Origin of the sequence: Streptomyces sp. NPDC088157 (assembly GCF_044741545.1) — a bacterium.
Taxonomy (GTDB): domain Bacteria; phylum Actinomycetota; class Actinomycetes; order Streptomycetales; family Streptomycetaceae; genus Streptomyces.
This window is the reverse complement of the sequence record NZ_JBIUSU010000015.1, coordinates 63,239-76,673: the sequence shown is the minus strand read 5'-3', so window position 1 is coordinate 76,673 and position 13,435 is coordinate 63,239. Positions and strand designations below refer to the sequence as shown.

At 68.3% G+C, this 13,435-nt stretch carries 6 protein-coding genes and 5 pseudogenes; 7 read left to right on the top strand and 4 right to left on the bottom strand.

Annotation, left to right across the window (positions count from 1 at the left end; translation table 11 throughout):
- Positions 1 to 595: 595 nt before the first annotated feature.
- Positions 596 to 730, bottom strand: a pseudogene (locus ACIPFH_RS40720) (DUF3052 family protein); the annotation flags it as partial.
- A 913-nt stretch (positions 731 to 1,643) separates the two neighbouring features.
- Here ACIPFH_RS40720 and ACIPFH_RS40715 point away from each other — a divergent pair.
- The 3 genes from ACIPFH_RS40715 (at position 1,644) to ACIPFH_RS40705 (ending at position 5,751) form a co-directional block, all read left to right on the top strand.
- Positions 1,644 to 3,143 carry an MFS transporter gene (locus tag ACIPFH_RS40715; protein WP_401834709.1) on the top strand — a complete coding sequence of 500 codons (1,500 nt, stop codon included), beginning with the start codon at positions 1,644 to 1,646 and terminating at the stop codon, positions 3,141 to 3,143.
- Between the two features lie 684 nt (positions 3,144 to 3,827).
- On the top strand, positions 3,828 to 4,397 hold the full coding sequence (locus ACIPFH_RS40710; RefSeq protein ID WP_401834708.1) for a TetR/AcrR family transcriptional regulator: 570 nt from the start codon (positions 3,828 to 3,830) through the stop codon (positions 4,395 to 4,397).
- Between the two features lie 475 nt (positions 4,398 to 4,872).
- Positions 4,873 to 5,751, top strand: a complete 879-nt coding sequence (locus ACIPFH_RS40705; RefSeq protein ID WP_401834705.1) for an alpha/beta fold hydrolase — start codon at positions 4,873 to 4,875, stop codon at positions 5,749 to 5,751.
- Between the two features lie 307 nt (positions 5,752 to 6,058).
- Here ACIPFH_RS40705 and ACIPFH_RS40700 read toward each other — a convergent pair whose 3' ends face one another.
- Both ACIPFH_RS40700 and ACIPFH_RS40695 read right to left on the bottom strand, forming a co-directional pair.
- Positions 6,059 to 8,620: a GH32 C-terminal domain-containing protein gene (locus ACIPFH_RS40700; protein ID WP_401834703.1), complete on the bottom strand. Its 2,562-nt coding sequence runs from the start codon at positions 8,618 to 8,620 to the stop codon at positions 6,059 to 6,061.
- A 200-nt stretch (positions 8,621 to 8,820) separates the two neighbouring features.
- Positions 8,821 to 9,189, bottom strand: a pseudogene (locus ACIPFH_RS40695) (PfkB family carbohydrate kinase); the annotation flags it as partial.
- A gap of 6 nt (positions 9,190 to 9,195) precedes the next feature.
- Between ACIPFH_RS40695 and ACIPFH_RS40690 the strand changes: the two are divergent.
- Positions 9,196 to 9,339 (top strand): annotated as a pseudogene (locus ACIPFH_RS40690) (AAA family ATPase); the annotation flags it as partial.
- A gap of 287 nt (positions 9,340 to 9,626) precedes the next feature.
- Positions 9,627 to 10,007: pseudogene (locus tag ACIPFH_RS40685) on the top strand (protein kinase family protein); the annotation flags it as partial.
- Here ACIPFH_RS40685 and ACIPFH_RS40680 read toward each other — a convergent pair.
- Positions 9,980 to 10,177 (bottom strand): annotated as a pseudogene (locus tag ACIPFH_RS40680) (ATP-binding protein); the annotation flags it as partial. The pseudogenes ACIPFH_RS40685 and ACIPFH_RS40680 sit on opposite strands and share 28 nt — an antisense overlap.
- 530 nt (positions 10,178 to 10,707) lie before the next feature.
- Between ACIPFH_RS40680 and ACIPFH_RS40675 the strand changes: the two are divergent.
- Positions 10,708 to 12,489, top strand: coding sequence for a substrate-binding domain-containing protein (locus tag ACIPFH_RS40675; protein ID WP_401834701.1), 1,782 nt, complete (start codon positions 10,708 to 10,710; stop codon positions 12,487 to 12,489).
- A gap of 59 nt (positions 12,490 to 12,548) precedes the next feature.
- Entirely contained in the window at positions 12,549 to 13,364 is an 816-nt protein-coding gene (locus ACIPFH_RS40670; protein ID WP_401834698.1) for a hypothetical protein, read from the top strand.
- The last annotated feature ends 71 nt before the right edge of the window (positions 13,365 to 13,435 follow it).

The window sequence follows — 13,435 nt, the reverse complement described above, 5'->3', positions numbered from 1 at the left end:
TACCCGCGCCGTTCAGCGCGTGCCTCCTCGCTCCGCGCCTCGCGCTCCTGCCCATCCTCCTCGCGCAGCTTCTTCGCTTCCGCCAGGACGCACCGGGGCGACGCCAGCAGGGGCTGGATGCTCACCTGCGGCGTGAGGAACTCTGCGGCGAATGCGCGTGAGAGCAGCAGGAACGACACCGGAACCGGAATCCTCAACGTCGTCTAACAGTGGGAGGACAACGCCCTGCTCGGCGGCGCCGGCCTGGCCGGAGGAGTATGACACCGCGACCCGGGGCGCGCTCGACCACATCGACCGCCAGGGGCCGCTCCGAGCCGGCCGCGCCCTGGTCTGCACGGCACGGCTGGCGCGGGCTCAACCGGTGTTCACCGACGTACTGGCGGCCACCGCCAGTCTCTACGCGTACCGCAACTGCGGCCGGTTCACCGGTGACACCCGCGCGGCGGTCAACCGGGCTGGCGCAGAGTTCCTGACCGTCCGCATGCTTCCAGTCGCGGACATGCATCTCGTGCCGGGTGAACGGTTCGACCAGGCAGCTACCCGAGACAGACGACACCCGTTCACAAGGCCTGGCCCCGGTCCAGCGCAAGCCCTACTAGGCTGACCTCCCGATGTCGTTCCTCCGCCGGCTCGGGGTGACCAGACGCGAACCGCCCCAGTCCTTACCGACGCTGACGCTCTCGGACGCGGCCAGCCCTGCCGTGGTCGCGGCTTCAGAGATACTGAGCGGACGTTCGCTTGATACAGCGCCTCCCACACGGCGTCGACGTCGCCATCGCCGGCTTGGCCACCTCCCGGAGGGACCTCAGTACTTGTGCTCATCGGCGTCGCTCCCGGGGCGTGTGGTCACCGGAGCGGCAGCCGGTGGTTCCACCGCCGCAATCGTGACTTCCCACTCAGCTGTCACCCTCCCCTGCTGGTCGACCGAGCGGTATCGCAAGCTTCCACCGCACCGCATGTGATTCAGCGAATGAAGGACTGGCTTTTGTCGAGCATGCTCCCGCGTTCGGTAGGACCATGCCCCGACCACCATGCCAGGGATGCTCACCAAGGCAACAGCCGCCAGCCACAACCACTCAGTGGTAGTCACACCACTCTTGTCCTCGACAGGAGCTGCCCTATCCGCCCCTGAGGCGTCCGGTCCGTAGGCGCTGTCTCAGACCCCGTGAACAACCTGATCGTCGAGGGCGGGTGGGAATCGGCGAAGTGACGTGCACGGCCAGGACCTCTTGGTAGCAACTGCGGTGTCGAAGCCCAGTCGCGCCAAGAGGTCCTGTCATGCCGTTGCACGCCCCTGCCGTCTCCGCTGTCGCCCCGAATGGGCAAGCTGACTGCCCGTGCCTGGCTTGCCGGTTCGGTCACGGCCGCCGTCATCCGGCCCGGTCCCGCCGCTACACCTCGGACACCACGGACGTGGAGTGGCAGGTCATCGCGGCGGTGCTGCCTTGGCCGGCATGGCTGGACGGCAACGGCGGGCGGCCGGAGGAGTACTGCCGCCGCAGAGAACCGCGGCCGGTGCGGGCGTGCGCGTTTTCGGATCGCTCACAGGTCAGCGGCTCCCCGCTCACTTGCGCTACGGAAACCGATCTGTTTTCCTGAGTGGAAACAGATCGGTTTCCGATCGACCAGCAACAAAGGAAGACATGACTACCACCTTCGATCATGGGGCGCCCGCCTCCGGGAAAACAGACTCGGGCCGCCGCGGCTCACACGCCGTGCGCTGGTTGGTGCTCGTCGTGCTGGGCGTGGCACAGCTCATGGTCACGCTCGATGCGACCGTCGTGAACATCGCGCTGCCCGAAGCCCAACATGACCTCGGCTTCAGTGACGGCAGCCGGCAGTGGGTCATCACGGGGTACGCCCTGGCGTTCGGCAGCCTGCTTCTGCTCGGAGGCCGGCTCGGTGACATGTTCGGCCGGCGTACGACCTTCGTGACCGGTCTGATCGGTTTCGCGGGCGCATCCGTCGTCGGCGGCGCGGCCACCAGCTTCGACATGCTCGTCGCGGCGCGTGTCGCCCAGGGCCTCTTCGCCGCGCTGCTCGCGCCCGCGGCGCTCTCACTGCTCAGCGTGACCTTCACCGAGCCGGCCGAAAGGCCGAAAGCCTTCGGCATCTTCAGTGCGTTGTCCGGTGCGGGCGCCGCGGTCGGACTCCTGCTCGGCGGCATGCTCACCGAATGGGCGTCGTGGCGCTGGGTGATGTACGTGAACGTCATTTTCGCGGGCGTCGCGCTGGTCGGCGCGTTGCTGTTGCTGGCCAAGCCCGTGGTCACCGAGCGACCCAAAATCGACATTCCTGGCACCGTCGTGGTGAGCGCCGCGCTGTTCGGCATCGTCTACGGGTTCGCGCACGTCGAATCCACCAGTTGGACCGACCCGGTCGCCCTCGGTTCCATGATCAGCGGCGTGGTGCTGCTCGCGGTATTCGCCTGGCTGGAGCTCAGGGTCGCGCATCCGCTGCTGCCGCTGCGAGTCGTGCTGGACCGTACCCGAGGCGGTTCGTTCCTGGCCGTGTTCGTCCTGGGGATGGGGATGTTCTCGATCTTCCTGTTCCTGACCTATTACCTGGAGGCCAGCATCGGCTACTCGCCGATCGAGGCCGGTCTGTCCTTCCTGCCGATGGTCGGCGGCATCGTTGCCTCGTCGACCACGGTGCCTTCCCTGCTGCTGCCCAAGGTCGGCCCGAAGGCCGTGGTCAGCGTCAGCTTCCTCGTCTCCGCATCCGGTATGGCCCTGCTCACCCAGCTCACGCTCAACAGCGCCTACGTTGCCAACATCATGCCGGGGATGATCCTGCTGGGCCTCGGTATCGGCGGGGTGATGACCACCGCGTTCCAGGGTGCCACCGCAGGCGTGCACCACGAGGACGCCGGCGTCGCCTCGGCGCTGATCAACACCAGCCAGCAGGTGGGTGGCTCGATCAGCACGGCGCTGCTGACCACCGTTGCCTCATCAGCCGCGACCGACTACCTGTCCTCGCACAAGTCGGGCACACTCACCGTGGCGCAGGCTGGGGTCGAGAGCTACACGGCAACCCTGGCCTGGGGCGCCGGGATCTTCGTGGTCGGTGCCGTGCTCGCGGCGTTCCTGTTGCCGAATGCGGCTCTGGCGCCGTCAGAGGGCGAGCCCGTGATCGCCCACTGAGCCTGAACCCACCGACGATAGGCGCTCGCCACGAGCGGACCGTGGGAAATGCCTGCGACCTGTGCTGATGGTGTCCACAAGGCGCAAATCAGCGTGGGAAGACAGGGCAATCTCCCACACGGTGCCCACTTTCTATGCGCGCGATCAGTGGCGGGCGCGGTCGGCCTCATGGGGATGGACGCTTCCTATCTGCCGCTGATGTGGCTGTACCAGGTCTGCGCCATTGCGGTCGCCAGGATCGGCGGGCTCACCCTCCTCGCCTTGTTCGGCACGCCCGCTGGTGGTCAGGTTGTTCTGTATCGCGATGGCGGCGCCGACGGCCGGTGCCACACCCCCTCAAGGTGCTGCCCGTCTGCTGCCGCTTGCTCGCAGAGTTCGAGCCGCTGCGGCAGGTCACAGGCGGATCCGCTCGATCCGACAACGGCGCCCAGTGGGCGAGGGCCTGGCCAGGGGCTGGGTGAGGATGGCCGTCGGCCTCATCGCGGCCGCACTCTCCGGGTTCGGGGCTGACGGGCGGCCGCGGGGCTGCACAGCGTCCCGCCCGGACGAAGCCTCAGACCTCCGCCCCGGCGTAGCGGAACTGTACTCACATGCCCGCCCGGCCTGGGGCGGCGCGAAGAGCGCCGGTAAAGCATCGTAAACCGATCGGTTTCCATTTCGCCCGCGTCGAGTTACCCTCGCGGTATGACCACCGTAGTGAAGCCAAGTACCAGAGAGCGGCTGCTGGAGGCGGCGGCCACGCTCACCTACCGAGACGGTGTCGGCATTGGCGTCGACATGCTGTGCAAGGCGGCGGGGGCGTCGAAGCGTTCCCTGTACCAGCTGTTCGAGAGCAAGGATGAACTGCTGGCGGCGAGTCTGGAGGAGCGCGCCTCTGCCTTCGTGGCCGGGCTCCTGCCGGCGGCGGATGACGGCCGTTCACCCCGCGAGCGGATCCTGCACGTCTTCGACCAGTTGGAGGAGCAGGCGAGTGCGCCCGACTTCCAAGGCTGTCGGTACCTGGCTGTTCAGATCGAGCTCAAGGACCAGAGCCACCCTGCGAGCCAGGTGGCCCACCGGATCAAGAAGAACCTGACAGCCTTCTTCCGTGCCGAGGCCGAACAGGGCGGGGCAAGCCGTCCCGACCTGCTGGCCCGTCAGCTCAGCCTGGTCTTCGACGGTGCCAGTGCCCGAGCGGGGATCGGAGCCGACAAGCTGACCGGGCTCGTCACGCCCACGGTGACCACCCTGCTCGATGCTGCAGGCATGCGCTGACGCATCCCGTTTTCGAGCAGGCGCCGTGACCGTGCGCTCCCCGGGCTGACGGCTCCCCGCCCCTGATCACCGGCAATCAGAGGGGAGCACGATGGCCGTAGGGGTGTTGACGAGCATGCCGCGTGCCAGAAGGCCGCCGTCTCGTCGACATCAGCACCAAACGGCGGGTGCACGGTTCCCCACAGCCTCATCCACCCGGCCCGGACCACTTCGCCGCATCACCCTGGGCCTCGGCGGCTGCTGCGGCGGCGTAGCCCTACACCTGCATCTGGAGCGTTTAGAGGTGCCGCAGCAGCCCTTAGCGCTGACCCTGTTGCTGCGGATGGCAACCTCAGCCTTGCGCGTGGAAACCGATCGGTTTACGATGGTGGAAACCGGTCGGTTCCTCAAGGGCTGGTGCGTGGTCACCCGCCTTCGGGCGGGCCCTGTCCGAATCACCTGTCCGCAGCAGTTCACACAAAGGGAAACTGACGAGATGCCCAGCCCAGAGCCACGTCCCACAATTCACATTCCGGGGACCACCAGCCACACCATCGCCCCGCGCGCAGGACACCGCAGCAACGAGGGAACGCTGCGCTACCTCAAGGCGGGCACCGGTGCTCCGGTGGTCCTGCTGCACACCGTGCGCACCCAGGCCGAGCACTTCCGCTCCCTCATCCCCCTGATCTCGGACCAGTACACCGTGTACGCCCTCGACCTGCCGGGGATGGGCTACTCCGAGATCGTGCCCGGTGCGTCGTACGACGAGCCGGCCATGCGCGCGGGCGTCAAGCGGCTCCTCACCGAACTCGACCTCCACGACGTGACCCTGGTCGGGGAGTCCATGGGGGCGGTGCTCGCTCTGACCACCGCAGCCGATCTGCCCGAGCGGGTACGGCGCGTCGTCGCGGTGAACACGTACGACTTCCCCGGCGGGATCGCCCGGTCCAGTCTCCTCGCCCGCGTGGTGGTCACCGGTGTTCTCACCCCCGGGGTAGGCCCGGTGATCGCCGGGGTGGAGCCCAAGCCGGCCCTTCGCAGGATCCTGCAGGGCGGACTGGGCGACAAGACCGCTTTGCGGGCAGACTACGTCGACGAGCTCCTCCAGGTGGGCAGCCGCCCCGGCTATCCGACCGTCGCCAGGGCCGTGTACCAGAGCCTGCCCAGTCTCATCGCCGCCCGCTCGCGCTACCCCGAGGTCAAGGCACCCGTCCACCTCGTCTACGGGGAGAACGACTGGTCCCGGCCCTCGGACCGGCAAGCCGACAAGGAACTGCTGCCCGCCGCCGATTTCACGCAGGTGCCGGGAGCGGGCCACTTCATCGCTCTGGAACGGCCCGGCATCCTCGCCGATCTGTTGAACGCGGCGGCGTGACCGCCGCCCGACATCCTGGCACGCAAAGGAACGGTGCATGACCGAAGCGCCTTCGAGATCATGGGGCAGTGGGTCGCATCGTCGGCGATAGTGGCTGATCAGCTCTGGTCTGATGCGCCTGGCGCCACCTGGACATCGCCCTCGAGCGGGCCCGTCGGCGCCCCGCTCGCAGCTCCCGGACGCGCTCGTCGGTGGGTTGCTCGGTCAGTTCAGGACCTCGGCGGTCTCGGCGGCGGCGTGGGTGACGGCGGCCCGGCGAAGTCGGGCGGCGTAGGCCCGCAGCCGGGTACCGATGTGCATGTGGGCGTCACTTGTGGGCGGAGTTCAAGTGCCAGACGACTGCCTTGTCCAGCTTCACCGAGCCGTTCTCGGCGAAGACCCGCAGTCCCTGGCTGGCGGGGTCGGGGAAGATCTGGTCGGTGATCACGGTCTCGCCGCTGCCGCCGAAGACCTCGACGGACGACCAGTCGACGAGGATCCGCAGCTTGACCTTGCCGTTCTTCGCTTTGAGAGGTGCGGTCCGGACTCCGGGGAAGGTGCTGTTGAAGGCGACGGCGCCGGAGTGGGTGCGGTCGACGTACAGCTCCTGTGTCGTGGTGTCGTAGCCGATGACGGTCTCCTCTCCCCCGGCGCCGGTGCGTACCTTCAGGCCGAACCGGTCGGCGTCCTGGAGGGAGAAGGTCGCCTCGATGTCGAGGGCCTTGCCCTGGGCCGCACTGCCGATCAGGGTCTTCGAGGTGCTCTTGACGGTGACGCCGGACGCCGTCGCCGGGCGCTTCTGCCGGAGGGACTCCAGGCCGTTCACCGGCTCACTGGTCAGCCGGACCCGGCCGTTGACGGTACGCAGCGCCATTTCCCGGGGAGCGCTCTGTGCGCCGCGCCAGGGGGATGTGGGGATGGTGCCGCTGTAGTCCCAGTTGTTCATCCAGCCGATCATGTACCGCTTGCCGCCCGGCGCGTTCTCCCAGGACACCGCCGCGTAGTAGTCGCTGCCGTAGTCGGCCCAGTCCGCGCGCTGTACCACGGACTTCGCGGCCGTGTCTGCGGCGGTGAACCGGTCGGCGAGGAGGTGGCCCCAGCCAGCGGTGTTCATGTCGACGATCTGGATCCGCGCCTGCTTGCCGGCGTAGGGGCGCATGTCGAAGGAGGCCCAGTCCAGGGTCTCGCTGTTGGAGCCGGTGGCGCTGCGGACGACCTGGCCGTCGACGATCAGGTTGACGGACGTCTCCTGGGAGACGGGCTGGGCCTGGGTGTCCGAGAACATGATGTGGTCGACGTTGAGGTGGCCCCAGCCCCCGCTGTTGTCGTCGACGATCTTGATCTGTGCCTTCTTGCCGGCGAGGTCCTTGACGTCCCAGGAGGCCCAGTTGAGCGCCTCACCGTCCTGTCCGGTGCTGCTGCGGACCACCTGGCCGTCGACCAGGAGTTCGACGGCGGTCGGGTTGTCCGAGCCGACCGGGTGGTTGCCGCCGCCGACCATAAAGTTGACGTAGCCCTTGTCGATGGTGAACTCGGGCGAGGTCAGCGTTCCGGTGGTGGAGTCGCCGTTCAGGTAGCTGTTGACCAGGCCGCTGCCCAGGAAGCCTGAGACCTCCTGCTGGTTGGGGAGGGTGCCGGTGGCCGGTGCGGTGCCGAAGGCGTCCCCGGTCGCCATCCAGCCGCCGTAGGTGCCGCCCTCGAAGTCCGCGAGGACCGTGCCGGCGGGCGGCGGGCCCTGCTCCATGACGGTGCCGTCCACGTGCGGGTGCCGACCTCCACCGACCTTGAAGTTCAGGTACTTGCTGTCGACGGTGAAGGAGGGCGAAGTCAGGGTGCCGGTGGTGGCGTCGCCCGAGTGGAAGCTGTTGGCGAGGCCCTTGCCGTCGAACCCGTCGACGGCGCCCTGGCCCTCCACCGCCCCGGCTGCCGGCGACTGTCCGAACGCGGTGCCCGTGGTCGTCCACGAACCGAAGTCGGTGCCCTCGAAGTCCTGCACCACCGTGCCGGTGGGCGGGGTGTAGGTGCCCTTGTCGTCGGCGGTGAACTTCTTGCCGTCGAAGTCGCCGACGAAGTACTGGGCGGCCGAACCGCCGGCGATGCCACCGGGGTTGATGTTGACAACCAGGACCCACTTGATCTTCTTCTTGTCCCCGTCGACCGCCAGGGGGAACAGGTCGGGGCACTCCCACACGCCGCCTGTCGCACCGGCCGGCCCGAAGTCGCTCAGCAGCTTCCAGTCCTTGAGGTTCTTGGAGGAGTAGAAGCGCACCTTGTGCTCGGCGGACATCGACACCGTCATGAGCCAGCTCTTCGTCGGCGCGTACCACTGGACCTTGGGATCGCGGAAGTCCTTGGAGCCGATGTCGATGACGGGATTGCCCTGGTACTTCGTCCAGGTACGGCCACGGTTGGTGCTGTAGGCGAGCGACTGCGCCTGGATGCCCGTGTCCTTGGCGAGGCTGGTGTAGATCGCCACCATGGGTGGGTTCTTCTTCGTGCCGAACCCGGTGGTGTTGTCCCGGTCGACGACCGCGCTGCCGGAGAACACCATTTCCTTGACGTCGTGCGACAGGGCGAGCGGCAGCTCCTTCCAGTGCACGAGGTCCGTGCTCACCGCGTGCCCCCAGGACATGTCGCCCCAGGAGTTGCCGTTGGGGTTGTACTGGTAGAAGAGGTGGTACTCACCCTGGTAGTACACGAGACCGTTGGGGTCGTTCATCCAGTTCTTCTCGGGAGTGAAGTGGAACTGGGGCCGGTAGGTCTCGGAGTACGGCGGGGTGTCTGCAGCCACGGCCTGAGGGTCCAGCGGGGCTGCGGACAGGGCACAGACAGTCGCAACCGCCGCGATGATCCGTGTGCGGGCATGCCGGGATACACGTCCATAGCTCATGAGGTCTCCTGTGCTGCGGCCGGCCGCGCAGCGAAGCCCTGCTGCCCGGCGCGGATGCGGCCGAAAAGTGACGCCCTTGCCCGCGTCGTCGTCCACGACACCGACAAAGGTGTCATCGTTGACTTGTGTCATCGATGACATCGAGTGGCACGATCATGGGGGCAATCCGGCCGACGCGTCAACGGTTCGGCTGTGACGTCCTACTGAGCGGCATGCTCGCCCGTCACGCGGCCGGCCTCGGAGAGCTGCGTCAACTGGCTCTGCCATGGTGGGTTGGGACCGGCGACCGAGCAGGTCAGGGCGGCGACGCGGGTGCCGAAGCGGCAGGTTTTCTCGACGTCGTCCAGGCGGAGTTCCGTCAGCCTGCCGCCCAGAAGCCCGCGAGCGCCGAGGTGGTGCAGCAGTCCGGCGGTGAAGGAGTCGCCTGTCCCGACCGTGTCGGCGACGCCCGTCGAGACGGCGGGCACCTGGACCCGTTCGCCGTCGAGCGAGGCCAGGGCGCCGTCGGCACCGCGCGTGATCACGACGAGCCGCGCCCCGGCCGCGTGCCAGATGTCGCACGCCTGCTCGCGCACTTTACGGATCCAAGGCTCTGCGCGGCGCTCGTGGACCGGCTGACGTTCGGCGGCAACATCATCGAGACCGGCACCGACTCCTACCGCCTCGCGGCCACCCGCGCCCGCGCCGAACAACAGGCCGCCGCGGTCGCCGCAGGCTGAAGAAGACGGCGCCGTCCTACGGCGCCGGGCGCGTCGACGCCCTTCTCCAGTCCTCGACTTACCGGGCAGAACCGACCGGTCAGGCGTCGAATCGCTTCAGCTGAACCTGATCTCCGCATCCTTCGAGAGTTGGTGGGGCCTGCCCTGCAACCTGCCCGGTCCGTCGACTCCGCTGATCTCCTCATCGACCTCCATCTACAGTGCAGAGGCAGCAGCTGGTGGGCACTCGCGTGCATGGTGGAAACGAGGTCGTCATTCCGATGCAGATAGCGGTCGAGCATCCCGATATGTCAGAAGACGCGCGCTTGGCCGCCTACAGCACAGTCTCCGATTCCCTCGCCCTGCGAAGTGATCGCCGACTGGGCGAGCTCGTGGACGCCGCCGTGCCGCTTGGCTCCGGTATCGGCGGGAGGTCTGCGCTGCTGGAAGTGGACGGGAAGCCGGTCTTCGTGAAGCGGGTGCCGCTCACGGATATGGAGCGGCTGCCGGAGCATGTACGGTCCACGGCCAACCCGTTCGGGATTCCCACCTTCTGCCAGTACGGCGTCGGTGGGGTGCCTGGTTTCGGGGCGTGGCGGAAACTCGCCGTTCACACCATGACGACGAACTGGGTGCTCGCTGGGCAGTACCAAGGGTCCCCGATGATGTACCACTTGCCGATGCCGGAGTCGCCGATCAGGCAGAGCGGCTGGCTCTTCTTGATCCACTCGCAGCTGGCCAGGGTGTGGACGGTGGCCGCGTCGATGTTCGGGTTGGCGTCGAAGTCGAAGGCCCGCAGGGACTTCTCCCGCGGGAAACCGGCTGCTTTGATGCGTCGTTCCGAGCGGCGGTGGCCGCGACGTCCGTCCTCGTCGCCGGCAGCGCTGCGGCCTTTTACACCAACACTGGCCACGCAGTGACACCGGTTCTCGCCTGGCCCGCTCCATCGACGCCGGCCCCCGGCACCGGCACCGCCCAGCACCCGCAGCCGATACGCCGCGAGCCCGGCACCTCGTCGCCACATCCCACGCCCCCGTCGCCGTCGTCCGGTCTCATTTTTTGAACCGTGCCGGTCACGGTCAAGAGCTGCGTCGGCTGCAAGGTCCACGGCAGGGACGCGGACGCCGGGAGCCGGATCTGCGCGGCCCCTTCGTGCACGTACCGAAGGGGACGCTGAAGCTGCCGGCCAGGCATTACCACTTCTTTACCAGCGCGACGACACCGTCGCCAGCTCCGGCCGCGTCCTCGACTACGCACGGGGACACGAATCCGGTCCCGGCCACACGTACACGGGCTGCAAGTACGTCATCCGGCGCAATTGGCTGGACGGTCGCGATCCGGCGATTCGAGCAGAGCCCGCCTCGGGCGAGGCATGGACACGGGGGTGCCATGAGAAACGTACGCAGGCTGCCGCTGCTGGTGGCGGTCGTGGTGGGGCTGGCGCTGCTCGCGGCCGTCGGCGTGGTGGTGAGCGCGTCCGTCGGTGGTTCGGACGGCGACTGTGCGGTACGGCTGGAGGTGAACTCCTCGACGGAGAAGGGCGATCTGCTCGCCGAACTGGCCAAGGAGTACAACGACTCCGGGCGTGAGCTCGCGGGCGGAGAGTGCGCCCGGGTGACGGTGTCGGAGACGAGTTCCGGCATCGCCAAGGATGCCCTGGCCCAGGGGTGGGACGAGCGGCGCGACGGCGCGCCCGAACCGCAGGTGTGGACGCCGTCCTCCTCGCTGTGGCTGACACTGCTCCAGCGCGACGCGACCGCCGCCGACCGCAAGCTGCTCACCGGCGAGAAGCCGCAGTCGCTCGCCACCAGCCCGCTGGCGATCGCCATGCCCCGGCCCATGGCGGAGGCACTCGGCTGGCCGAAGAAACGGATCGGCTGGAGGGACGTGCTGTCGCTGACGCAGAAGGGCTGGGCCTCGGTCGGCCGACCCGAGTGGGGCCGTTTCAGCCTGGGCAAGGACAACCCACACACGTCCACCTCGGGCCTGGCCGCGACCGTGGCAACCTTCTACGCCGCCACGGGCCGCTCCAGCGACCTGACCCTGGACGAAGTCAAGGACGCAAAGACCCGGCGGTTTGTGGCGGGGGTCGAGGCGGGCGTCCTGCACTACGCCTCCGACGCGACCGCGTACATGGCCAACCTCGCCGAAGCGGACGCCGACGGGCAGGCTCTGTCATACACCAGTGCCATCGCAGTACAGGAGCAGTTGATCTACCTGTACAACCAGGGCAGCCCCACTGGTGAGACCGACCGGATCGGCAAGGGGAAGAAGCCGAAGGTGCCTCTGGTGGCCGTGCACCCGGCCGACGGCACGCTGATGTTCGACCACCCCTACGTCGTGCTGCCCACGGCCTCCAAACAACAGCGGGCCGCTGCCGCCGACTTCCGCGACTTCCTGCTGCAAGACGCCCAGCAGCACCGCTTTCAGCAGACCGGATTCCGCGACCACGAGGGCAACGCCGGCAGCGAACTCGCCCGCTCTGTCAGCCTGTCCGAGCAGAGCAAGCGGAACCTGTCACTGATCGACCCGCCCGCGCCCAAGGTGCTGGCGGCGGTCCTGGACAGCTGGGACGAACTGCGCAAGAAGGCCCGGGTACTGCTCGTCATGGACGTCTCCGGGTCGATGAACCAGGCCGCGGGCGGCGGACAGAGCCGACTGGAGGCGGCCAAGAAGGCCGCCGCCGCCACGCTCGGCCTCTACCACCCCGACGACGAGGTCGGCCTGTGGGCGTTCTCCTCCGAGACCGACGACCACACCAAGCCGTACCAGCAGATCCTGTCGCCGGGCCCCATGCGAAACAACAAACAACGGCTCACCGATGCCATCAACGGGCTGCATGCCGAAGGCGGCACCGCCCTCTACGCCACCGTGCGCGCCGCCCAGCAGGCGATGTTGGCCAACCTGGACAGCAACCGCATCAACGCCGTCGTCGTATTGACCGACGGCAGGAACGAGTATCCGCCCGACAACGACCTCGACGGACTTCTGGGGAACCTCGACGCCGGCCGACTGGAGCGGTCCGTACGCGTCTTCACCGTTGCCTTCAGCGACCAGGCCGACTTCGGCACGCTCACGAAGATCGCCACTGCCACCAAGGCCACCTCCTACGACGCCCGCGACCCGGCGGTCATCGACAAGGTGATGGTCTCCGTCATCAGCAACTTCTGACTCGCCGGCACCGGAAGACGGGTTCGGACCCCATGGGCAGTGCAGACAGAGAGGACACGATGGGCAGCCGTCTCCTTCCCGCCGCCGCGGTCGCGCTGTTCGCCGTCGCGGGCAGCGCCACGGCCCTCCTCGCCGGCGCCACGACCGCCACCGCCCTGCCCGTCGGCGCGGGTGTCGGCGGCCTCGTGTGGGCGGCGCACGCCATCACCCACCGCCTCACCCGCCCCGCACCATCGGCATCCGCGAGGCCTGCGACCGGCCGGACGTACAGCCAGGACGCGGACCGGCCGACGGACGCACCCCCTGAACCTCCCGCCGACGCCGCCCGATGGCTGACCCGCGCGGCAGCGGCCGCCGACAGGCTGGAGCACCAGTGCCGACAGAGCCCCAGCGCCTCGCTCTGGCCCGCGCTGGCAACGGCCGCGACATCCGTACGGGCCGCAGCCGACCGGCTGACGGCAGCAGCCGAGGCGGTCCGCGTCATCGACACCAGCGGCGCACCCGCCGACCACCGCGTCCTGTACGGCGAGCAGGAGCGCCTGGAGGAAGAGGCCCTGGCCCTGCCCGACGGCCCGCTGCGGCGGGCCAAACAGGACGCCGCCCTCGCCACGGGCGAACGCGCCACGACCCTGAAGCGCCTGACCGAACTGCGCCAACTCCTCATCACCACCATGGAGGCCACCGCCCTGCGCCTGGAAGCCGCAGCGGAGCGCGGCGCCATGCTGCTGTCCCTCCAGGCCGCGACGGACGCCTCCGCCGTCCCGCCGGATCTGACCGCCCTCGACCACGAGCTCGATGCCGTACAGGCCGGACTCGACACACTCGACGAGATCACCCGCTCGCTGCACGGAACCGCCGACGAACGACCGGAGTGAAGAGGCGGCGCATGGTGGGAAGAAGACGCATCGTGGCCACGGTGCTCTTGCGTCTGATCGTCAAAGCGGTC

Coding starts and splice junctions, on each gene's coding strand:
- ACIPFH_RS40715 (WP_401834709.1), top strand. CDS start 1,644: ATGACTACCACCTTCGATCATGGGGCGCCCGCCTCCGGGAAAACAGAC.
- ACIPFH_RS40710 (WP_401834708.1), top strand. CDS start 3,828: ATGACCACCGTAGTGAAGCCAAGTACCAGAGAGCGGCTGCTGGAGGCG.
- ACIPFH_RS40705 (WP_401834705.1), top strand. CDS start 4,873: ATGCCCAGCCCAGAGCCACGTCCCACAATTCACATTCCGGGGACCACC.
- ACIPFH_RS40700 (WP_401834703.1), bottom strand. CDS start 8,620: ATGAGCTATGGACGTGTATCCCGGCATGCCCGCACACGGATCATCGCG.
- ACIPFH_RS40675 (WP_401834701.1), top strand. CDS start 10,708: ATGAGAAACGTACGCAGGCTGCCGCTGCTGGTGGCGGTCGTGGTGGGG.
- ACIPFH_RS40670 (WP_401834698.1), top strand. CDS start 12,549: ATGGGCAGCCGTCTCCTTCCCGCCGCCGCGGTCGCGCTGTTCGCCGTC.